Origin of the sequence: Bradyrhizobium sp. 141 (genome assembly GCF_023074055.1) — a bacterium.
Lineage (GTDB): Bacteria > Pseudomonadota > Alphaproteobacteria > Rhizobiales > Xanthobacteraceae > Bradyrhizobium.
In genome coordinates, this window is record NZ_JADPKR010000081.1 from 105,843 (window position 1) to 127,614 (window position 21,772).

Annotated in this window: 21 protein-coding genes; 13 read left to right on the plus strand and 8 right to left on the minus strand. The window is 64.5% G+C overall.

All coding sequences use genetic code 11. From position 1 onward, the window contains the following. Positions 1-151 precede the first annotated feature (151 nt). From IVA81_RS22750 to IVA81_RS22765, 4 genes are all read right to left on the minus strand, one after another. Complete coding sequence (locus IVA81_RS22750) at positions 152-685, minus strand: hypothetical protein (protein WP_247322072.1); 534 nt, start codon at positions 683-685, stop codon at positions 152-154. 226 nt (positions 686-911) lie between these two features. Then, complete coding sequence (locus tag IVA81_RS22755) at positions 912-2,528, minus strand: DUF882 domain-containing protein (protein ID WP_247322074.1); 1,617 nt, start codon at positions 2,526-2,528, stop codon at positions 912-914. A gap of 271 nt (positions 2,529-2,799) precedes the next feature. Next, positions 2,800-4,986 (minus strand): L,D-transpeptidase family protein, encoded by a 2,187-nt coding sequence (locus IVA81_RS22760; RefSeq protein ID WP_247322076.1) that lies wholly within the window; start codon positions 4,984-4,986, stop codon positions 2,800-2,802. 346 nt (positions 4,987-5,332) lie between these two features. Beyond that, entirely contained in the window at positions 5,333-6,829 is a 1,497-nt protein-coding gene (locus tag IVA81_RS22765) for a sigma-54 dependent transcriptional regulator (RefSeq protein WP_247322079.1), read from the minus strand. 127 nt (positions 6,830-6,956) lie between these two features. Between IVA81_RS22765 and IVA81_RS22770 the strand changes: the two genes are divergently transcribed. The 12 genes from IVA81_RS22770 to IVA81_RS22825 all read left to right on the plus strand — a co-directional run bounded on the left by IVA81_RS22770 (position 6,957) and on the right by IVA81_RS22825 (position 17,811). Continuing rightward, a complete protein-coding gene (locus IVA81_RS22770; RefSeq protein WP_247322082.1) occupies positions 6,957-8,849 on the plus strand; it encodes a M3 family oligoendopeptidase in 1,893 nt (630 codons plus the stop codon). 73 nt (positions 8,850-8,922) lie between these two features. After that, a complete protein-coding gene (locus IVA81_RS22775) occupies positions 8,923-9,189 on the plus strand; it encodes an AbrB/MazE/SpoVT family DNA-binding domain-containing protein (RefSeq protein ID WP_247322084.1) in 267 nt (88 codons plus the stop codon). Next, a complete protein-coding gene (locus IVA81_RS22780) occupies positions 9,186-9,572 on the plus strand; it encodes a type II toxin-antitoxin system death-on-curing family toxin (RefSeq protein ID WP_247322093.1) in 387 nt (128 codons plus the stop codon). The genes IVA81_RS22775 and IVA81_RS22780 overlap by 4 nt, the downstream gene beginning before the upstream one ends. A gap of 97 nt (positions 9,573-9,669) precedes the next feature. Continuing rightward, positions 9,670-9,822, plus strand: coding sequence for an aa3-type cytochrome c oxidase subunit IV (locus IVA81_RS22785; RefSeq protein ID WP_246930960.1), 153 nt, complete (start codon positions 9,670-9,672; stop codon positions 9,820-9,822). 139 nt (positions 9,823-9,961) lie between these two features. Further along, on the plus strand, positions 9,962-11,092 hold the full coding sequence (locus IVA81_RS22790) for a Re/Si-specific NAD(P)(+) transhydrogenase subunit alpha (RefSeq protein WP_247322094.1): 1,131 nt from the start codon (positions 9,962-9,964) through the stop codon (positions 11,090-11,092). Between the two features lie 21 nt (positions 11,093-11,113). After that, on the plus strand, positions 11,114-11,431 hold the full coding sequence (locus tag IVA81_RS22795; protein ID WP_024337650.1) for a proton-translocating transhydrogenase family protein: 318 nt from the start codon (positions 11,114-11,116) through the stop codon (positions 11,429-11,431). Positions 11,432-11,469: 38 nt separating this feature from the next. Next, positions 11,470-12,867 (plus strand): NAD(P)(+) transhydrogenase (Re/Si-specific) subunit beta, encoded by a 1,398-nt coding sequence (locus tag IVA81_RS22800; RefSeq protein WP_247322095.1) that lies wholly within the window; start codon positions 11,470-11,472, stop codon positions 12,865-12,867. 212 nt (positions 12,868-13,079) lie between these two features. Then, positions 13,080-13,877, plus strand: a complete 798-nt coding sequence (locus tag IVA81_RS22805; protein WP_247322097.1) for an alpha/beta hydrolase — start codon at positions 13,080-13,082, stop codon at positions 13,875-13,877. Between the two features lie 46 nt (positions 13,878-13,923). Further along, on the plus strand, positions 13,924-15,309 hold the full coding sequence (locus IVA81_RS22810; protein ID WP_247322326.1) for a sodium:proton antiporter: 1,386 nt from the start codon (positions 13,924-13,926) through the stop codon (positions 15,307-15,309). Positions 15,310-15,358: 49 nt separating this feature from the next. Then, positions 15,359-16,456, plus strand: a complete 1,098-nt coding sequence (locus IVA81_RS22815; RefSeq protein ID WP_247322098.1) for an ionic transporter y4hA — start codon at positions 15,359-15,361, stop codon at positions 16,454-16,456. A 20-nt stretch (positions 16,457-16,476) separates the two neighbouring features. Beyond that, the gene (locus IVA81_RS22820; RefSeq protein WP_247322099.1) at positions 16,477-16,761 is read left to right on the plus strand and encodes a cupin domain-containing protein; all 285 of its coding nucleotides are present in this window, start codon (positions 16,477-16,479) and stop codon (positions 16,759-16,761) included. 93 nt (positions 16,762-16,854) lie between these two features. Continuing rightward, the gene (locus tag IVA81_RS22825) at positions 16,855-17,811 is read left to right on the plus strand and encodes a hypothetical protein (protein ID WP_247322101.1); all 957 of its coding nucleotides are present in this window, start codon (positions 16,855-16,857) and stop codon (positions 17,809-17,811) included. Positions 17,812-17,838: 27 nt separating this feature from the next. Here IVA81_RS22825 and IVA81_RS22830 read toward each other — a convergent pair whose 3' ends face one another. Together IVA81_RS22830 and rpsU are read right to left on the minus strand one after the other, a co-directional pair. Further along, complete coding sequence (locus IVA81_RS22830) at positions 17,839-18,489, minus strand: tetratricopeptide repeat protein (protein WP_247322102.1); 651 nt, start codon at positions 18,487-18,489, stop codon at positions 17,839-17,841. A gap of 278 nt (positions 18,490-18,767) precedes the next feature. After that, on the minus strand, positions 18,768-19,064 hold the full coding sequence (gene rpsU / locus IVA81_RS22835) for a 30S ribosomal protein S21 (protein ID WP_014492442.1): 297 nt from the start codon (positions 19,062-19,064) through the stop codon (positions 18,768-18,770). A gap of 260 nt (positions 19,065-19,324) precedes the next feature. On the opposite strand from rpsU, the gene aqpZ reads away from it, so the two are divergent. Next, positions 19,325-20,047 carry an aquaporin Z gene (aqpZ, locus tag IVA81_RS22840; protein ID WP_246930118.1) on the plus strand — a complete coding sequence of 241 codons (723 nt, stop codon included), beginning with the start codon at positions 19,325-19,327 and terminating at the stop codon, positions 20,045-20,047. A gap of 94 nt (positions 20,048-20,141) precedes the next feature. Here aqpZ and IVA81_RS22845 read toward each other — a convergent pair whose 3' ends face one another. Further along, entirely contained in the window at positions 20,142-21,248 is a 1,107-nt protein-coding gene (locus IVA81_RS22845; RefSeq protein WP_247322104.1) for a 5-(carboxyamino)imidazole ribonucleotide synthase, read from the minus strand. Beyond that, positions 21,245-21,733, minus strand: a complete 489-nt coding sequence (purE, locus tag IVA81_RS22850; protein WP_246930116.1) for a 5-(carboxyamino)imidazole ribonucleotide mutase — start codon at positions 21,731-21,733, stop codon at positions 21,245-21,247. Before purE ends, IVA81_RS22845 begins: the two co-directional genes overlap by 4 nt. Positions 21,734-21,772: the final 39 nt, after the last annotated feature.

Below are 21,772 nucleotides of genomic sequence, written 5' to 3' on the forward strand. Positions count from 1 at the left end.
GTCTCGCCTCAAACGCCGCTGTCGTAGCCCGGACGGAGCGAAGCGAAATCCGGGGTCTTGCAAGCGTGGTCGGAATTCCCGGACGACGCTTTCGCTCGATCCGGCACAAGCGCGGCGCGTTGCACTTCGTCCGTGGACGGAGATCGCCGTCTCAATGGCTGCGTCCACGTTTGGAGTCGCGTCGCGCCTGCGATTGCTTGTTGGCCTGCGAGACTCTTCCGATTTTTTCCCCTGGAAGTTTGTAAATTCGGCGACGGCTTGGGATGGACCGCATGCCGTCATGTGAAGTCGGGGGCGTCTGCGGCCGGGAAAACTGACGTGCCCGACGGAGCGCCAACGCCCGTCGTGCCGCTTCTCCGAGCTCCCGTCGTGCTTCAAACTTTCGGATGCGCCTTAGCTCGTTCTTGATGCGCTTGATGGCAGCAGCGAAAACCGATTGCCGCCGGTTGGCGTGCTCTGCCGTTCCGGAGAAGCTCTTGCCGCGCGGGTCGGCTGTGCCCTTTGTTTCGCGGCGTCGATGCCGCGACAAGGTACGCTCCCTGTCGCGCAGATCCCGCAGGCGGGCACGAAGGCGCTCGAGTCCATCGCGCTCCATCTCTCCGACCATGGGATGGTGCGTCTTCATGATGACCTCGCGCTCGTCGTGGTTCAGGAGGCTGAGCTCAGACTTGCACGGAACTGACATCGCGCGCTCCTACATCGCTGTGGCGACATTTCCTCGGGGCCTTCAGGGCTTTCCGTGGAATGCCACAATGCGCGTCTGGAATGTGCAGCGATACCGGGTGATTACCCGTCGGAAGTGGTGGAATTTCCCTTGGTGCAGATGCGCACCATGCCTAGCCAATCCGAATCCGTCGTCGCGGACCAGCGGGCGCAGGAAGCGCTAGTCCGGGCGGAAAGGCCTGGAAGCCTCAGCGCAGCGCGGCGGTGCGCACGACGAACGAGGTGGTCTCGAGCTTCGTGGTCGCGCTGCCCGAAAAGCTGTCGCAGGACAGGCCGTGCATCGGATCGTCGACAAAACCCATCGCGATCACGGCCCGTGGCTTGACGAAATAGGCGCGCAGTGCGGCCGTGTCGAGCTCGCCCATCAGCGTGACCGACATCGCACGGCTGGCGCTCGGGGACAGCATCACGATCTTGAGCCAGATGCTCTCGCCCTTGGCGGCGGAGAGGCGGGTTGCAGTCGCGACCGCGCCGTCGACGCTCTTGCCGACCACCGTGTTGATCTCCGTCGCCTGAGCCATGCTGCGCGAGGAGGCGGGACGGGTGGAACGCGGGATCGGTGCGGAGGCCGCGACCACGTTGGCGCGATCGACCGGCGAGGCGGCCGGCGCGTAGGCCAGCGCCTGAAGCGCCGTATTAGAGACACTCGCGGTTGGTTGCGGATCGGTGGCGGCGGCAAGGGCCTGCCGCGCCTTCAATGCGGCGACCTGGGCCGGCGTCGCCTGCTGCGGCGCGGCCGGGACATCATCCCAGAAGCCGCGGGCATTGATGATGTCGGCCGGCGTCTCCGGCTTGCCGTCAACAGATTTGCCGGCCGCCGGCTTGTCAGCCACCGGCGCGGGCTTCGGCTTGGGCGGCGCGACGAGCTGTGCATCGGCCGAGGCGAGCTGGATCGTGGCGGCCATCTGCGGCTTGGCGCGCGGCGTCGGCACCGGATCGGCGGGCTTGGCTGCGGCTGCGACGACGGTCGGTGCCGCCGGCTTCGCGGCCGGGGCGGGCGCGCCCTCGTCATCCTCGTCGCTGCTGCTGGCCGGAGCTGCCGACTTGCCCTTGAACAGGGCGGCAAAGAAATTCGGCTTGCTGCCGGAATCGTCGCCGCTGCCGCGTCGCTCGATCTCGGCCTTGGCGAGCTCATAGTTCTTCAGCGGCACGCCGTCGGTCGGCAGGTGCACCGTTTTTCCATCCGGGAAGACGCGGGCGAGCTGGTCATGCGTCATGCGCGGCCAGTGCCGGACGCTGCCGGTGTCGAGATGCACGAAGGGCGAGCCGGAGGTTGGGTAGAAGCCGACGCCGCCGCGCTGAAGGCGCAGGCCGGCGAAGCGGATCTGCTCCAGCGGCACGCCGGGAATGTAAAAGTCCATCGCATGGCCCAGCATGTGCTGGCTGGCGCGCGCCACACCGGAGGAGCGGCGGCGAAGCATGGCGTTGGTGGCGGGGGAGCGGTAGGAGGAGATGATCTGGATCGGCTGTTTGGCGTCGACGTCGCGGTAGACTTCCCAGAGGATGTCGAAGAGGCGACGATCCATGACCGTCTCGTCCTGGGTGCGCCAGTCGCGCAGGAAGTGGTTGAGCTGCTTCAGCGCCGCCTCGTCGTAGCGGCCGTCGCGCTTGAAGGTGACGGTGAGGTCTTCGCCGGAATGGGTGTGGTGGAAGGAGAGCGTCTTGGTCTCGTTCAGCGCGGCGGCGTTATGAACCGAACCTGCGGCAGCAAGCAGCAATGCGGCAGCGAGGCCGATCCTGGATCCGGCCTTCACTCCCGCATGGGACAACGACAGCACAGCGAAGCGTGCAAGACCAGTCAGCACGTATGAGCCCACCCAGTCGACGAGCGTTCAAAATGGACTCTCCCGCCAACCCCGTTAGCGCGCGAAAGAGGATGAACGCTTTATTAAAGCGAGAAGGTTAATTCGAGGTTGACCTTCCCGCCCCCAAACCAAGTCAGAATACAAACCTAACCGGTTGACTGTGGCAAAAAAACGCCCACGGCCCGGGCCCAGGTGGACAATGGTTAACGTTAAGCGGCCCCGTCCATGGGACGGGGCCGCTGATTTCGTTGCAGAATTCGTCGATTCGGGTTTAGCGGGTGAACACCCGCTGCTGCTGAGGCCGGCGGCCGACCGGGGCCGGCGGCGGGGTCGGGGCTCCGCCTCCGAACAGCCGCTCGAAGAAGTTCGGGCCAGACGAGCCGAAGCCGCCACCATTGTTGGCCACCGCCACGCCTGAGGGCAGGGTCGTCGCCGGGCGCGAGTAGCTCGGCTGCGAGTGTGCCACGACGGCCTCGAGGTCCTTGCCGCGGTTGTTCTTCAGGATGTTGATCATGGTCGCGTCGCGGCCATAGACGTCCTTGCGGAATTGCAGCTTGCCGGCGTCATCCACGAACGCGGTCTGATAGGTGATGTTGACCGGGACCGGGGTCGGGAATTTCAGGTCGATCTCGCTCTTGCCGTACATGCTGCGCACGCGCTCGGGCGTGTATTTCTCGTTCGGCATGACGATGTTGAGCAGCACCGAGGCGTACTGATCGGGGTTCTGTACGCGCATGCAGCCATGGCTGAAGGCGCGATCGTCCCTGGCGAACAGGTTCTTGTCCGGCGTGTCGTGCTGATAGACCAGGAACTTGTTCGGGAAGTTGAAGCGGATGCGGCCGAGGGCGTTGGCTTCGCCGGGAGGCTGGGAGATGTGTACCGAGCCGTCGCGGTTCTGCTCGAGCTTGAGGCCCATGCGCTGGAGCACGGTCGGGTCCTGCTGCAGCGCCGGCAGGTACTCGTTGTAGACGATCGACGGCGGCACGTTCCAGGTCGGATTGACCGTGATGTACTTCATCGTCTCGGTGAGCAGCGGGGTCGCATGCGTGCCGGGCTTGCCGGTGACGACGCGGGTGGTCCAGACCTGCTGGCCGCGCTGCATCACCTTCAGCGTGTAGTCGGGAATGTTGAGGATCACATAGGCATCGCCCAGCGCGGGCGCGCCGAGGTCGCGCGGCAGCCAGCGCCAGCGCTCCATGTTGACCAGCACCACGTCGATCTGCTTGTCGCGCTTCGGGGTGTTGAGCGCCTTGACCGTCTTGTCGTCGAGGATGCCGGTCGCCTTCATCTCGGCGCTGCTCTGGAATTTGCGCACGGCGTCGGCGACCGCCGCGTCATAGCGGGTGTCGTTCGCGCTCTCGGCGAGGCCGAGCTTGGCGCGCAGCTGCGGCACGCGCGGATCTTCCACGACGATCTCAGCCTGCTTCTTGCCGGCCGGGGTGTATTTCAGCGCCGGACCGTCGGCGATCTCGATCACCGGGCCGTTGCCCTGGCCGCGAAGCTCCGCGAGCTTCGCCTTCAGCTCCTTGTAGAGCTTGTGCGGCGGATTGTAGCTGTCGAGCGCTGCGGATGCGTCCGTCGCGGTCGTGACCTTGGCGAGCACATCGTTCGGGTCAACCGGATGCTCGGGATAGAGGATGTCGCCGCTGACCTGTGACCAATGCATGCGGCCGCTCTGGGCCTGGCGCGCATAGTCGAACATGCTGGCGGTGAGCTTCAGCTCGGCATCGGCGAGCGCATCGGGCGTGGTGGCGCTGGCGAAATCCGGCACCGCATAGTCGGCAGGGTTGAGACCGTCGGAGGCCGCGTCCTTCAGCCGCGCGATGACGCCCTTGGCCGCAGCGGTCAGGCTGCCGCCTTGCGTCCAGACCGGCGCGAAGTCGCGTGCGCCATAAAACTTCTCGATCGTCGCGCGCTCATTCTTGCGGTCGAAATAGCGCGACGTCTTGGCGCCGATGATGTCCTTGAGCTTGTCCGCGACCGGCTGGTCGGCGGCCGGAACGTTGCTTGCGGCCTTGACCGGCTCGGCGGCCGGCGCCGCAGCGGGGGCCGCAGGAGCGACCGGCGGGGCGGTTGCGGTGTCAGCCTTGGCAGGTTCAGATTTGGCGGGCTCGGTTTTTGCGGGCTCGCTCTTCGGCGCCTCGGTGGCAGGCGAGGTGGCGATGTCGGAAGGCTTGGTCTCCACCTTGTCGGGTGCCGGTGCGGCTGCGGCCTTCACGGGCTCCTTGGCGGAGTCCTGAAGCGTCGCGGTGGTGTCGAGCTTGATGTCGGACGCGGTCGGCGGCGGGACGTTGGCCGGCTCGGGACGCGGGATCGCGGCTTCGATCGCGAGTTCGGCAGCGCTGCTGCGCGCCTGATCCTGCGCCAGGGCTGAACTGGCCGACACCGTGAGGAAGGTCGCCGCGACCGTCATCAAGACACGGTCAAAGCCCGCACGGTGGTTCAAACAGTCACGCATTGTGTCGCACCCCTTGGGTGAACTGTCCCTCGTGGAACAGCTTCGTTATCGCCTATGAGCTTCGGCAAAATCGCGCCGGCCTCTCGAAAGTTGCACGCCTGCACGCAACGATTCATACGCAGACGATATACAGGCCCCGGATTTGCAGCCAGCGCGAACCGGGACAACTCACGCCAAACTGACTTCAAGGCAGCCTCTTGGCAACGGATTGTGCGGTTGCGCTACGCGCTTTTCCCTGTGTCTGTCACTTCCAAGTCACGGTTCAAGAAGCAGTCGAATTCTGTCGCCTTGCGAACGGCTTACAGCCCGTCGCGCATCGTCCCGCGAACCTCCGTTCGCATGAGGCTCAGTGCGTCTCTTCGCCGCTTTTCCCGCCATGTCCGGGAACCCCGGCCTCATCGAGTTTGCGGTAGAGGGTGGAGCGGCCGATTTTGAGGCGGCGGGCCACCTCTGACATCTGGCCGCGATAGTGCGAGATCGCGAAGCGGATGATCTCGTTCTCCATATCCTCGAGGGCGCGGACATCGCCGGTCGGGGTCAGCATGGCGAGAGTTCCCGCGGCCGGGAGCGGCACGATGGGTATTTCATTACCTGATACCATAGAAGGGGTCGCCGCCGGCTCGAGCATCAGCGGGGCAGTCGGAATCTCCGTTAGGGGATACGGCTGCGAGGCGAGCAGAGGGAAATCGCCGAGGCCGAGCTGGTCGCCCTCGCTCATCACCACCGCACGATAGACCGCGTTTTCAAGCTGGCGGATGTTGCCGGGCCAGTCGAGCTGGGCGAGATGCGCCATGGCCTCGCCACTGATGCCGGTGATCTGGCGGTTCTCCTCGGCGGCAAAGCGCGCCAGGAAATGCCGGAGCAGATGCGGGATGTCCTCGCGCCGGGCCCGGAGCGAGGGGATCGTCAGCGGCAGCACGTGCAGGCGATAGAACAAGTCTTCCCGGAAGTGTCCCTGTTTCACCCGCTCCAGCAGCCGGCGATTGGTCGCCGAGACGATGCGGACGTCGACCTTGACGGGCTTGCGGCCGCCGACTGCCTCGACCGCGCCTTCCTGGAGCGCCCGTAGCAGCTTGACCTGCGCGGTCAGCGGCAGCTCGCTGACCTCGTCCAGAAACAGCGTGCCGCCATGGGCTTCGACGAACTTGCCCATGTGCCGCTCGGTGGCGCCGGTGAAAGCACCCTTTTCGTGACCGAACAGAATGGACTCGACGAGGTTGTCTGGGATCGCGCCGCAATTGACGGCGACGAAGGGCTTTGCCTTGCGCTCGCCGCTGCCATGGATGGCGCGCGCGAACAGCTCCTTGCCGACGCCGGACTCGCCTTCGATCAGAACGGGAATCGCGGAGTTCGCCGCCTTCTGCGCGGCGCGCATCACGCCTGCCATCGCTTCGGAGCGGGTGATGATGTCGGAGAAGGTCAGCCGGCCCTCGCGGCTGTGCCGGATGCGCTGCAATTCGCCCTTGAGCGCGGAGGCGTTGAGAGCATTGCGCAAGGACACCTGGAGCCGCTCCACACCGACTGGCTTGACCACGAAATCGGCCGCACCGGCGCGCATCGCCGAGATCACGTTGTCGATGCCGCCATGGGCGGTCTGCACGATGACGGGGACGCTGAGGCCGGCTTCGCGAATCTTCGCCAGCACGCCCATGCCGTCGAGGCCGGGCATCACGAGATCGAGGATGACGGCGTCGATCGCCGCTGCGTCGGGGGCGGTGAGGGCGGTGATGGCGGCGTCGCCGGAATCCACGACGACCGTCTCATAGCCGCATTTCTGCACCATGTTCTCGACCAGCCGGCGAGCTACGGCGTCGTCGTCGGCGATCAAAATACTGGCAGCCATGGTGTTCCCCGCACGCTACTACTATCTGTCTCGAATCGGGGCACTCTGGCCGAAGCCGATTAACGCACTCTTAAACCTTGATGCCCCAGCCCGCCGTCGCGATTGTTGAACACAGGTTTCCCACACAATGAATTCGCGTTCCAAGTCTGCTCTCGAGAAGTCTGCTCCCCGCAAGCCAGCCGTCAAGAAATCCGTCGCCAAGAAATCCGCCAAGGCAAAACCCTCCGCAAAGCCTGCGAGCAAAACCGGCAGGCTTCCGGAGTGGAACCTGGCCGATCTCTATTCCGGGATCGATGCGCCGGAAGTGGCGCGCGATCTTGACAAGATGGATGCCGATTGCGTCGCGTTCGAGACCGACTACAAGGGCAAGCTCGCGACAGGGACAGCAAACGAAGATGGCGGAAAATGGCTCGCGGGAGCCGTGCGACGCTACGAGGCGATCGACGATCTTGCCGGCCGTCTCGGCTCCTATGCCGGTCTTGTCCATGCCGCCGACAGCGTGGACCCCAAGATTTCAAAGTTTTACGGCGATGTCTCCGAGCGGCTGACGGCCGCGTCCACCCATCTGTTGTTTTTCGCGCTCGAGCTCAATCGTGTCGATGACGATATTTTGAACCGGGCGATGCAAGCTCCCGAGCTCGCGCATTACCGTCCCTGGATCGAGGATCTGCGCAAGGAGAAGCCGTATCAGCTCGACGACAAGCTCGAGCAGCTTTTTCTGGAGAAGGCGCAGACCGGCTATTCCGCCTTCAACCGGCTGTTCGACCAGACCATCTCCAGCCTGCGCTTCAAGGTCGGGTCCAAGGAGCTGGCGATCGAGCCGACGCTCAATCTGTTGCAGGACCGTGACGGCTCAAAGCGCAAGGCCGCGGCGGAGGCGCTGGCGAAGACCTTCAAGGCCAATGAGCGCACCTTTGCGTTGATTACCAATACGCTCGCCAAGGACAAGGACATCTCCGACCGCTGGCGCGGCTTCAAGGACGTCGCGGATTCCCGCCATCTGAACAACCGCGTCGAGCGCGAGGTGGTGGATGCGCTGGTCGCTTCCGTGCGCGCCGCCTACCCAAAGCTGTCGCATCGCTATTACGCGCTGAAGGCGAAGTGGTTCGGCAAGAAGCGGTTGGCCTATTGGGACCGCAACGCGCCGCTGCCGTTTGCTGCGACCGACGTCATTGGCTGGCCCGATGCACGCAACATGGTGCTGACCGCCTATCGCGGCTTCTCGCCTGAAATGGCCGACATCGCCGAGCGTTTCTTCACGGATCGCTGGATCGACGCGCCAGTGCGGCCGGGCAAGGCGCCGGGCGCGTTCTCGCATCCGACCACGCCGTCGGCGCATCCTTATGTGCTGATGAACTACCAGGGCAAGCCGCGCGACGTGATGACGCTCGCGCATGAGCTCGGCCATGGCGTGCACCAGGTGCTGGCGGCGAAGAACGGCGCGCTGATGGCGCCGACGCCGCTGACGCTGGCCGAGACCGCGAGCGTGTTCGGCGAGATGCTGACCTTCCGGCGGCTGCTGGCGCAGACCAAGAGCGCCAAGCAGCGTCAGGCGCTGCTGGCCGGCAAGGTCGAGGACATGATCAACACCGTGGTGCGGCAGATCGCGTTCTATTCGTTCGAGCGCGCGGTCCACACCGAGCGCAAGAACGGCGAGCTCACCGCGACGCGGCTCGGCGAGATCTGGCTGTCGGTGCAGGGCGAGAGCCTAGGGGCGGCGATCGAGATCAAGGCCGGCTACGAGAATTACTGGATGTACATCCCGCACTTCATCCACTCGCCGTTCTACGTCTACGCCTACGCCTTCGGCGATTGTCTCGTGAACTCGCTCTATGCGGTCTACGAGAACGCGGCCGAGGGTTTTGCCGAGCGCTATCTCGACATGCTCGCGGCCGGTGGCACCAAGCACTATTCCGAGCTGCTGCGGCCGTTCGGGCTCGATGCCAAGGACCCGAAGTTCTGGGACGGCGGGCTCAGCGTCATCGCCGGGATGATCGACGAGCTGGAGGCGATGGGCTGAGGGTAGAAGTCGTAAAACATTTGTTGAACGATTGGTAGTGTCATGTTATACAAGTGTATAACGAGGTGCAGCCATGAACGAGAATGCGGACCCCAAAGATCTGAAGGGCGACTCCACAGTGCTTCAGGTCCGAAAGATCGGTAATTCCATTGGCGTTATTCTGCCGAAGGAGCTTGCTGCGCGTCTGAACCTCAAAGAGGGTGACAAGCTGTTTCCGGTGGAGCAATCGGACGGTGGCGTCTTGCTGACGCCGCATGATCCTGACTTCGAAAAAGCGATGGAAGTCGCGCGACGAGGCATGAAGCGTTATCACAACGCTCTCGCCGAACTCGCCAAATGAGCGAGCCGTTCTGGCTGACGCGTCGAATGATCATTTCGATCCACGACGAACAGCTGGTTATCCACGGTGGCGCGAGCGGCCTGCGGGACGAAGGCATGCTCGACTCCGCGCTCGATCGGCCGAGAAACAAATGGGCGTACGAAAACGCCGACCTCCCTGACTTTGCGGCAGCTTATGCCTTTGGCATAGCTCGCAACCACCCCTTCGTCGACGGCAACAAGCGCACATCGCTCCTTGCGCTCTACACATTTCTCGGTGTGAACGGCATCGACTTCATCGTGCCGGAAGCGGAAGCGGCGGCCATCATCCTCTCCCTTGCCGCGGGGGAGGTCAGCGAGCAGAGCCTTGCGCGCTGGATCCGCGATAATTGGGATTCCAAATGACCTGATTTGCGGGAAAACCGCGCCTCGGTGCCGTTGCCCTGCCCGAAGCTTTGCGGTATCCCAGCCCAAGAATTCGACTTTCGACTGGGGACAATCCATGGCTGACCATAGCGAAGTGGCGTACAGCACCGCCGACGGCAACGACTACGTTGCCCACGAGCAGACCTATGAGGGCTTCATCACGCTGGTGAAGTACGGCACGGCGTCGGTCGCGCTCATCGTCATTCTGATGGCGATCTTCCTGACCTGACCTGTCGGCAGGCTGCACACGCCAGCGGCAGCCGCTGCCCAGAATATTTGCATCCAAGCCGGTCCCAAAACCGGTATCGAACGCTGCGGGAGTAACGCTTAGTTTTGCGCGCGCGCTGTCCCGCGCCGCCGGAGGGCCTATGAAGATCGCCGTTGCCAAGGAAATCGATCCGTCGGAGCCGCGGGTCGCCGCTTCGCCTGATACGGTGAAGAAGTTTAAGGCGTTGGGCGCCGAGATCGCCGTCGAGCCGGGCGCTGGCCTCAAGTCGGGCCTGCCGGATTCCGAATTCACCGCCGTGGGCGCCATCGTCAGCGCAGACGCGCTGAAGGATGCCGACATCATCATCAAGGTGAAGCGTCCCGAGGCGTCGGAGCTTTCGCAGTACAAGCGCGGCGCGCTCGTCATCGCCATCATGGATCCCTATGGCAACGAGGCCGCGCTGAAGACGATCGCCGATGCCGGCGTCTCCGCCTTCGCGATGGAGCTGATGCCGCGCATCACGCGCGCACAGGTGATGGACGTGCTGTCCTCGCAGGCGAACCTTGCCGGTTACCGCGCCGTGATCGAGGGCGCCGAGGCCTTCGGGCGCGCCTTTCCGATGATGATGACGGCGGCCGGCACCGTGCCTGCCGCGAAGGTGTTCGTGATGGGCGTTGGCGTCGCCGGCCTCCAGGCGATCGCGACCGCGCGCCGTCTCGGCGCCATCGTGACCGCGACCGACGTGCGGCCCGCGACGAAAGAGCAGGTGGAATCGCTCGGCGCAAAGTTCCTCGCCGTCGAGGACGAGGAATTCAAGAACGCGCAGACCGCCGGCGGCTACGCCAAGGAGATGTCTCGGGAGTATCAGGCCAAGCAGGCCGCGCTCACCGCCGAGCACATCAAGAAGCAGGACATCGTGATCACGACCGCGCTGATTCCGGGCCGGCCCGCGCCGAAGCTCGTCTCTGGCGAGATGGTCAGGTCGATGAAGCCGGGCTCGGTGCTGGTCGATCTCGCCGTCGAGCGCGGCGGCAATGTCGAGGGCGCCAGGGCCGGCGAGGTCGTCGACCTCGATGGCATCAAGATCGTCGGCTACACCAACGTCGCCGGTCGCGTTGCGGCCTCGGCATCCAGCCTCTACGCGCGCAACCTGTTCTCCTTCATCGAGACCATGGTCGACAAGAAAGAGCAGAAGCTCGCCGTGAACTGGGACGACGAGCTCGTCAAGGCCACCGCCCTGACCAAGGACGGCGCCGTGATTCACCCGAACTTCCAGCCCAAGTCGGCTTAACTGGGTTTAAGGAGAGCTGCCATGGAGCATGCTGCACAGGTCGTCGACCCCTTCATCTTCCGGCTGTCGATTTTCGTCCTCGCCGTCTTCGTCGGCTATTTCGTGGTGTGGTCGGTGACGCCGGCCCTGCACACGCCGCTGATGAGCGTGACCAACGCGATTTCCTCGGTGATCGTGGTCGGTGCGCTGCTCGCGGTTGGCGTCGGTATGGTTTCGAGCGGCTCGGGCTGGGCGCGCGGCTTCGGCTTCGTCGCGCTCATCTTCGCCTGCGTGAACATCTTTGGCGGCTTCCTTGTCACCCAGCGCATGCTGGCGATGTACAAGAAGAAGTCGAAGTAAGCGGCCACCTCGGGCTGATGGGATAATGGGGACCTGAGATGAGCGCCAACCTCTCTGCATTTTTGTATCTCGTGGCGGGAGTGCTGTTCATCCTGTCGCTGCGCGGGCTGTCGAGCCCGGCTTCGTCGCGCCAGGGCAATCTGTTCGGCATGATCGGCATGGCGATCGCGGTCGTCACCACGCTGGCGAGCCGTCCGCCGGCCGACGGCGTGGCCTGGTTGCTGGTCATCCTCGCGGTCGCCATCGGCGGCGGCATCGGCGCGGTAATCGCCCGCCGCGTGCCGATGACCTCGATGCCGGAACTGGTCGCCGCCTTCCACTCGCTGGTCGGCATGGCCGCGGTGCTGGTCGCCGCCGGCGCGTTCTACGCGCCCGAGGCCTTCGACATCGGCACCCCCGGCAACATCCATCCGCAGAGCCTGATCGAGATGTCGCTCGGCGTCGCCATCGGCGCGCTGACCTTCACCGGTTCGGTGATCGCGTTCCTGAAGCTGTCCGCGCGGATGAGCGGTGCGCCGATCATTCTGCCTGCCCGCCACATCATCAACATCGCGCTCGCCGTGGCGCTGGTGTTCTTCGTCGTTCGCCTCGTCCTTACCGGCGGCGCGTTCGACTTCTGGATGATCGTCATCCTGGCGCTGGCGCTCGGCGTGCTCATGATCATCCCGATCGGCGGCGCCGACATGCCGGTCGTGATCTCGATGCTGAACTCCTATTCCGGCTGGGCCGCCGCCGGCATCGGCTTCACACTCGGCAATTCCGCGCTGATCATCACCGGCGCGCTGGTCGGCTCCTCGGGCGCGATCCTGTCCTACATCATGTGCCACGCGATGAACCGGTCCTTCATCTCGGTCATCCTCGGCGGCTTCGGCGGTGAGACTGCCGCGGCCGGCGGTGGTGGCGGCGAGCAGAAGCCGGCCAAGCTCGGCTCGGCTGATGACGCGGCCTTCATCATGAAGAACGCGCAGAAGGTCATCATCGTGCCCGGCTACGGCATGGCTGTGGCGCAGGCCCAGCATGCGCTACGCGAGATGGGCGACATTCTGAAGAAGGAAGGCGTCGAGGTGAAATACGCCATTCACCCGGTTGCAGGCCGCATGCCCGGCCACATGAACGTGCTGCTGGCTGAAGCCAACGTGCCCTATGACGAGGTGTTCGAGCTCGAGGACATCAACTCCGAATTCGCGCAGGCCGACATCGCCTTCGTAATCGGCGCCAACGACGTCACCAATCCGGCGGCCGAAGAGGACAAGACCTCGCCGATCTACGGCATGCCCGTGCTTCAGGTCTGGAAGGCCGGCACCGTGATGTTCATCAAGCGCTCGCTCGCCTCCGGTTATGCCGGCATCGACAATCCGCTGTTCTATCGCGACAACACCATGATGCTGCTCGGCGACGCCAAGAAGGTCACCGAGAACATCGTCAAGGCGATGTAGCGCGCGAAGGCAACGGACCGTGGCCATCAATAGGGAATGGCACCGGTCCCATCGCATGCCACTGAAGGCGACGCGCGAGCAGCGTGTTGCATGGCACGCCGCCCACAAGGTGGCGTGCGGCTGCCGCGACGTTCCGGCGAGCCTTCGGCCCGAGGTCATGAAATTGCTGCGGAGCCGTCGCAAGCCCTGAGCCGAAAGGCTTGCTGCGTATCATGACCATCTTCAAGTGGATCGCCGTCCTGCTGGTGACCGTCTATTGCGCCGGTCTGCTCATGCTGTATGTCCGGCAGCGCGGGATGCTGTTTCCGATCCCGCCCGTTGGTCGCACCGCTCCCGATGTCGCGGGCCTCCCGGAAGCGGAAGAGCACATCCTGACCACGTCGGACGGCGAGAAGATCATCGGCTGGCACGTGCCGGCAAAGCCCGGCCGTCCCGTGATCCTGTACTTTCCGGGCAATGGTGATTTTCTCGCCGGCCGTGTCAGCCGCTTCAAGGCGATGACGGCGGATGGTACCGGCCTCGTCGCGCTGTCCTATCGCGGCTATGCCGGCTCGAGCGGTGCGCCGAGCGAACAGGGCCTGCTGCGCGATGCCGCAGCCGCCTACGCCTTCACCACTGCGCGCTACGGAGCGGAACGAATCGTCGCCTGGGGCTTTTCGCTCGGCACAGGCGTGGCAGTTGCCATCGCCTCGGAGCATCGCGTTGGAAAGCTCATCCTGGAGGCGCCCTATACGTCGACGGCCGACATCGCGGCGTCATCGTTCTGGTTCGTTCCAGTCCGGCTTCTGATGCGCGATCCGTTTCACTCGGACGAGCGCGTCGCGCGCGTCACTGTGCCGCTCCTCGTGATGCATGGCACCAATGATCTTGCCATTCCGATCGCGTTCGGAGAGCGTCTGTTCGCACTCGCCCATGAGCCCAAGCGGTTCGTTCGCATGGTGGGCGGCGGGCACGACAATCTCGATCAACATGGCGCAATCGAAACGGCGAGAGATTTTATTGGCAGTTGACGGTTTGTTTGCACGTGGCGGTACCGCGCTCGCCGTCTTCTGCTTGATGCTTCTGCCGCAGCATGCGTTTGCGGCAACCGGGCTCGATGGCGCGGCGATGCGCTGGCCTCATGCGCTGCCCTTTGCCGGCCTGTTGCTGTCGATCGCGCTGGGGCCGCTGCTGGTTCCAAAGATCTGGCATCATCACTACGGCAAGATCAGTGCGGCGTGGGCGCTGCTGGCACTCACCGCGCTCGTCGTCTTCGCCGGAAGCGCGGTGACGCTGGCGGCCCTCGTCCATGCCATGCTCGCCGAATATCTCGGCTTCATCGTGCTGCTGTTCGCGCTCTATGTCGTGGCCGGCGGCATCCTGATCACCGGCGACATCAAGGCGACGCCGGCGACCAATTTGGGTATCCTCGCGCTCGGCACATTGGGGGCGAGCATCGTCGGGACCACGGGGGCCGCGATGATCCTGATCCGTCCCTTGATCCGCGCCAACCGGCCGCGGCGCCACAACGCCCATGTCGTCATCTTCTTCATCATCCTGGTCGCCAATGTCGGCGGCGCGCTGAGTCCGCTTGGCGATCCCCCGCTGTTCGTCGGCTTCCTGCACGGCATCGACTTCTTCTGGACCACGCGGACGATCTGGTTGCAGACCGCGATCGTGGCCGGACTGCTGCTCGCCATCTTCCTCGCCATTGACGTCTGGCGCTTCCGCAGCGAGCCGCCGCCCGGCGACGCCGGCTCCGCGCAGCCGGTCCGCATCCGCGGCCTCGTCAATCTGGTGCTGATCGCGGCCCTCGTCGCGAGCCTTCTCGCATCGGCGATGTGGAAGCCCGGCATTGCGTTCGACATTCTCGGTACCAAGCTGGAACTCGAGGATGTCGTGCGCAATCTGGCGCTGCTGGCGATCGCGGCGTTGTCGGTGTGGCTGACGCCCGACGAGCACAGGCAGGCCAACGGCTTCACCTGGGAGCCGATCCGCGAGGTCGCAAAGCTGTTCGCGGGTATTTTCGTCGCCATCATCCCGGTCATTGCCATGCTCAATGCCGGCCATCATGGTGCATTCGCCTGGCTGTTGTCGGCGGTGACGGGGCCGGACGGTGCGCCGCGCGAGGTCGCATATTTCTGGTTCACCGGACTGATGTCCGCGTTCCTCGACAATGCGCCGACCTATCTGTTGTTCTTCGAGCTCGCCGGCGGCGACCCGCAAGTGCTGATGCATCAGCTCTCGGGCACGCTCGCCTCGATCTCCATGGGGGCCGTCTACATGGGGGCGCTGACCTATATCGGCAACGCACCGAACTTCATGGTGAGCAGCATTGCCGGCGAGAACGGCATCAAAATGCCGAGCTTCTTCGGCTATCTCCTGCGCGCCGGCGCCGTGCTGATTCCCCTGTTCCTGCTGCTGACGCTGCTGCCGGTGGCGCCCATCCTGCACTGGCATTGAATCTGGCGCCTGATTTGGTACTGCTCATTGAAGCAAATGGAAGCGGTGGATGAGCGCGCATAGTCCGATGCCCCGGTCGGCCTGGATTTTTCCGGCGTTCGCCGTGCTGTTGTTCGCGGTTGTCAGCGCGACGGGCTACGTGTTCACGCTCTCGCCGAGCGGGCTCGTCTTCGCCATCGTCCTGCTGGTCGTCCTGTTCGGCGCGGTGTTCGCCGCGGTTCATCATGCCGAGGTGATCGCTGAGCGGGTCGGCGAACCCTATGGCACGCTGGTGCTGACGCTCTCGGTGACCATCATCGAGGTGGCTCTGATCACCACGATCATGCTGGGCGACAAGCCCGCGCCGGCATTGGCGCGCGACACCGTGTTCGCCGTGGTCATGATCGTCTGCAACGGCCTCGTCGGGCTCTGCATCTTCATCGGCGGCCTGCGCTATCGCGAGCAGGGTTTTCAGCTGTCCGGCGCCAACGTCTATCTCAGCGTCCTGTTCGCGCTCGCGACCATCACGCTGATCATGCCGAACTACACCACCACCACGCCCGGGCCGGTCTATTCGACAATTCAACTCGGTTTCGTCGATGTGGTCACGCTCGCGCTGTACGGGGTGTTCCTCTACACCCAGACCGTCCTGCACAAGGATTACTTCGTTCACGAGCGGCCGGACGGCGGCAGCGGCGAGGCGCATCAGTCGGGCAGGATGCTGCTGCTCAGTGTCGTGCTGCTGCTGGTTGCGCTGCTGGCGGTCGTGCTGCTCGCCAAGAAATTCTCGCTGGTCGTCGACGCCGTCGCGGCCAAGATCGGCGCGCCGCCGGCCTTTACCGGACTTCTGGTCGCGCTCCTGATCCTGATGCCGGAAGGCCTCGCGGCCGTCTCGGCGGCCCGCAAGAACGACCTCCAGAAGAGCATCAACCTCGCGCTGGGCTCGTCGCTGGCGACCATAGGGCTGACCATCCCGGCGGTCGGCGTAGCCACTTACGCGCTCGACAAGGAGCTCGAGCTCGGCCTCAACGCTCAGGGCAGCGTGCTTTTGCTCCTGACCTTCTTCCTGAGCATGCTGACCTTCGGCACGGGCAGGACCAATGTCCTGTTCGGACTGGTCCATATGGTGGTATTTGTAGTCTACGTGTTCATGGTCTTCGTGCCCTGAAGCGCGATAGGGGAGTTCCGATGCTTGCCGCCAAGTCCGAGGTTCAGGTCGAAAATGAGGAGGTCCGGGTGACGGAATGGCGCCTTCCGCCCGGCGGCGCCACCGGGCACCACACCCACGGCATGGACTACGTCATTGTTCCCGTCGTCGCGGGGGAGATGACCATCGTGGCGCCCGGCGGCGAGCGTTCCAAGGCGCAGCTTGCGGCCGGGAAATCCTATTTCCGCAAGGCCGGCGTCCAGCATGACGTAGTTAACGAAACCTCAACCGAGATCGTGTTCCTTGAGATCGAGCTAAAGCCGTAAGTCCGGCGCTACCCACTTGCCATCGATCCGTCGCAGTTGATCCCTTACAATGCCCCAAAGTTCCCGCATCAGATCGCGCGGGGAGTGGCCGGAATGCTGAAATACCTCGCTAAAATCTCGATGGATATTTTCCCCTCGGTGCTCGCCACGATCATCGGGGCTTACATCGTTAACCACTACATCAACGCCAAGCCGGCGGCTGATGCCCCTGCGGCCGTCGTGGCACCGGCCGACGCCGGCAAGAACGGCAAGCCCGCCGATGTCGCCAATCTCCCGGCGCCCGGCGTCAAGGCCAAAGGCATTCCCGAGAAGAGTGTGACGGACAAGCCGGCGGCTGAGAAGGCTGCCGATCAGCCGGTCGTCGAGCGTAAGGCTGCGGATGTGACACCGGCCGAGGCCAGTCCGCGCGGCAAGCCGTCGGCGCGCGAGAAGGCGGCCGCCAAGTCTACGCCGACGTCGAGCCCGGCCGTCACTGCAGCCGCTCCCGCTGCCCCGGTGACGGAGGCCAATTCGGCGCCGGCTGCGACCCCCGACGCCAACGATCTCGTGCGTGCCGCAATCGAGCGCCTGCGCAAGACGCCTGAAGGCAAGTCGTCCGAAGGCAAGTCCGCTGAGGCCAGATCTTCCGAAACCAAGCCCGCCGAGGTTCGGCCGTCCGAGGCCAAATCAGCCGAGAGGCCGCCAGAGCCTGCGGTGCGGGAAGCCGCCCGCACGCCGGAGGCCCCGCGGGTCATCAGTACGGAGCCGTCTACGGTCCGTCCGCTGCCGCCGCCGATCACGGTATCGACGCCCTCATCCGAGGCCTATGGCAGTGATGGCTCCTCGTCGGCCAATCCGCCCTACACGGCCTCGGTCAGCAACGACGATCCGAATCGGATGACGCCGCCGGCTGACATTCCCGTGCCGATGATCGCGCCGCCGCTCGATCTGCGCGCCGACGCCGGCGCCTCCTTGCCGCGGCCGAAGAAGACCAATGTCGCCGACGAGATGCTCTCGGGCATGAAGTCGATGTTCCACTCCGTTCTGCCGAAGAGCGCCACCCCCGATTAAGACAGCGCCTGCGCTGCGCCCAAATCGTCAGCCGCCGACGCGGGCGAGGCCGCTGCGCGCGGCGTCGTCGCGTGGGCGAAGCGAGACAGCCCTGGTGTAGGACGCCGCTGCCTTGGCCTTGTCGCCCAGCCGCTCATAGGCCTGTCCGCGCGTGGTCCAGACCTGCGCGTTGTGCGGATCGGCCTCAGAGGCCTCATCCAGATCGGCTGCGGCCTCCTTGACCTTGCCGAGCGCGAGATAGCTGGTGGCGCGACCGAGCAGCGGCTCGACCTTCTGCGGGTTGAGCCCGCTCGCAGCGGTGAAATCGGCGATCGCGAAATCGTGCTGGTTATTGCCCTGATAGATCAGGGCGCGGCCATAGAGCGCCTGCGCATTGTAGGGATCGAGTCCGACGGCGCGATTGAACTCGTCGAGCGCTGCCGCGGTCTCGCCTGACTTCGCCAGGGATTGCGCTTTTGCGGTGTGGGCCTGAGCTTCGGTGACATTGCCGGCGCTCACCGCGCTCTCAGCGGGCGCGGCCGCCTTGGGTGCTTCCTGAGGCTTGTCCTTCTCCGGCATCAGCGATCCCAGATCGAAGGAGCAGCCGCACAGCGCAATCCCCATCAAAGCCAGCGCGAACGGCCGCTGCCAGATCTGGCGTAGCCGTGCCAAGCCGCGCTCGGGGAAAGGGGAAGCCATCTACGGTTCGCTCGCGCTAGAGCATGATCCGGACCCGAAGGGCCGCGTTAGCGAAAAGTGTGAAGCGGTTTTCCCTCGCGACAAACGCGGAACGCGTTTGCGCGGAGATCATGCTCAAGCAACAAACTAAAGCGCGATGATCATTCGTCCTAGTCTCATCGCGCTTCAGCGCCGTATCGGTGGTGTCCCGTCCCAGAAAGGCACCGCTCACAAACAATAACGCGGGCCAGGGGCCCGCGTCATCGGAAACTGAAATCTTGCTAAATGCGGTAGGTAGGTCAGCGCGGTCCGCGCGGACCTGCACCCGGGCCGCTACGACCACCGCGATCACCGCCGGGACCGGCGCCGAACACCGGCTTCGGCTTCATCGGCAGCAGGCCTTCGCGCTGCAGCTTCTTGCGGGCCAGCTTGCGCGCGCGGCGCACGGCTTCGGCCTTTTCGCGGGCCTTCTTCTCGGAGGGCTTTTCGTAGTGACCGCGGAGCTTCATCTCGCGGAAAATACCCTCGCGCTGCATCTTCTTCTTCAGCGCCTTGAGGGCTTGATCGACATTGTTATCGCGAACGAGAACCTGCACGCGGCATCCTCTTCAGTGGATCGGATTTGAATTCTGGTAAGACGAAGGGGATGGCGAAACGCACAAGCCCTTAACCTTGAGGGCGCGGATGTATCAGACAAAAGCGGGGATGTCCACCGGCCAGGCGGGGATTCGGGCCAAGTTCAGCCATTAAATAAGGCAGAATACCTCCGTGCGGCCCTGATTTGGGAGATTTGACGCCAAGGGTGGGGCCGTTTTCGGAGCCTTGTTCCGGAAACTTTGAAAGTAGGGGACGACACATGGATATCAAGAAATACGCCGCTGAAGCCATCGGCACTTTTTGGCTCACATTCGCAGGTTGCGGGAGCGCGGTGATCGCCGCCGGCTTTCCCCAGGTCGGAATCGGCCTGGTCGGTGTTTCCCTCGCGTTCGGCCTGAGCGTCGTCACCATGGCCTATGCCATCGGCCACATCTCGGGTTGCCATCTCAACCCGGCGGTCACGGTCGGTCTTGCCGCCGGCGGCCGTTTCCCCGCCGGGCAGATCCTGCCCTATGTGATCGCCCAGGTAGCCGGTGCGATCGTGGCGGCGGGGCTGCTCTACGTCATCGCCAGCGGTGCGCCCGGATTCGACGTCAGCAAGGGCTTCGCATCCAACGGCTATGATGCGCATTCGCCCGGCCAGTACAGCATGATCGTGTGCTTCCTCACCGAGGTGGTGATGACCATGATGTTCCTGTTCATCATCATGGGCTCCACTCATGGCCGCGCGCCCGCAGGCTTCGCACCGCTCGCGATCGGGCTCGCGCTGGTGATGATCCATCTCGTCAGCATCCCCGTTACCAACACGTCGGTGAACCCGGCGCGCAGCACCGGCCCGGCGCTGTTCGTCGGCGGCTGGGCAACGGCTCAGCTGTGGCTGTTCTGGGTCGCGCCGCTGATCGGCGGCGCGCTGGGTGGGGTGATCTATCGCTGGCTCAGCGAGGAGCCGGCTGGCGTCGTCGCGGGCGCGAAGACGGCGTAGGAGCGTTTTCGAGCGAAGTGGATACCGGTTCGCGTCAAGAAAACGCGTCAAACGAAAATCGCGAAGCGGGATCGCAGCGAATGCTGCGGTCCCGCTACTTGCTCTTCGTCGGCCTGACTTCGGTGACGTGGCCCATCTTGCGGCCGGGGCGCGGCATGCCCTTGCCGTAGATGTGCACCGTGGCGCCGGGGACGGTCAGCCATTTTTCGTGATCGTTGATCTCATCGCCGATCAGATTGGTCATGGTGACGATGTCGCCGTGGCGCACCGGCTTGCCGAGCGGCCAGCCGGCGATGGCGCGGATATGCTGCTCGAATTGCGAGACGGATGCGCCGTCCAGCGTCCAGTGCCCGGAATTGTGCACGCGCGGGGCGATCTCGTTGACCAGCACCTTCGGTCCGGTGCCATTGGCGAGCACGAACATCTCGACGGCGAGCACGCCGACATAGTCGAGCGCGCTCGCGATCTTGCCGGCGATGCTGCGCGCGTCTTCGGCGAGCGCATCCGGGATCGGCGCGGGCGCGCGCGATACCTTCAGGATGTGGTCGCGGTGCTCGTTCTCGGTGACGTCGAAGCATTCGACCTGGCCCGTGACCGAGCGTGCGGCGATCACGGAGATCTCGCGCTCGAACGGTACGAAGGCTTCCAAGATCGCCGATTTCGTGGCGAGGCTGGTCCAAACCTTGGCGATGTCATCGCCCTGGCGGATGATGGCCTGGCCCTTGCCGTCATAACCGAAGCGGCGGGTCTTGAGCACGGCCGGCAGACCGATCCTGACGATCGCCTCGCGCAATGAAGCCACTGAGGTGACATCGGCGTAGGCTGCGGTGCCAATGCCGAGCCGCGTCACGAAATCCTTCTCGGCGAGCCGGTCCTGGGTGGTCTCGAGAATCTTGCGGTTGGGCAGCACGGGTCGGCGCGCATCGAGCACCATCGCGGCCGCGGCGGGCACGTTCTCGAATTCGTAGGTGATGACGTCGACGTCGTTGGCGAACAGTTCGAGCGCTTCAACATCGGCATATTCGGCGCAGGTCGCGTTCAAGACGACGTCAAAGGCCGGCGAGTCCGGATCGGGCGAGAACACCTGGCAGCGTAGGCCAAGCCGTGCCGCAGCCATGGCCAGCATCCGGCCCAATTGTCCGCCGCCGAGGATTCCGATGGTGTCACCGGGCTTCAGCTTCACGTGCCTGGTGTCGGTCAAGCCTTGTCCTCCGGGCGCTCGGCGACTGCCTCGGTCTGAGCCTTGCGCCAGGCGGCGAGGCGATTGGACAAGGCTGGGTCAGACAAAGCCAGTACGGACGCTGCCAGCAGCGCGGCATTGATCGCGCCGGCCTTGCCGATGGCGAGGGTGCCGACCGGGATGCCGGCGGGCATCTGGACGATCGAATAGAGCGAATCGAGGCCCTTGAGCGTCTTGGATTCGACGGGAACGCCGAACACCGGGAGTTCGGTCAGCGCCGCCGCCATGCCGGGCAGATGTGCAGCGCCTCCAGCGCCGGCGATGATGACCTTGTAACCCGCGGCCTTGGCCCCCTTGGCGAAAGCAAACAGCCGGTCGGGGGTGCGGTGGGCCGAAACGATGCGGGTGTCGGCGGCAACGCCGAGCGCGGCAAGCGTGTCGGCGGCATGCCGCATCGTGTCCCAGTCCGACTGGCTTCCCATGATGATGGCGATCGGCGCGGTCATGACGATAATTGTGCCCGAAAAACAGAAGGATAGGCCAGA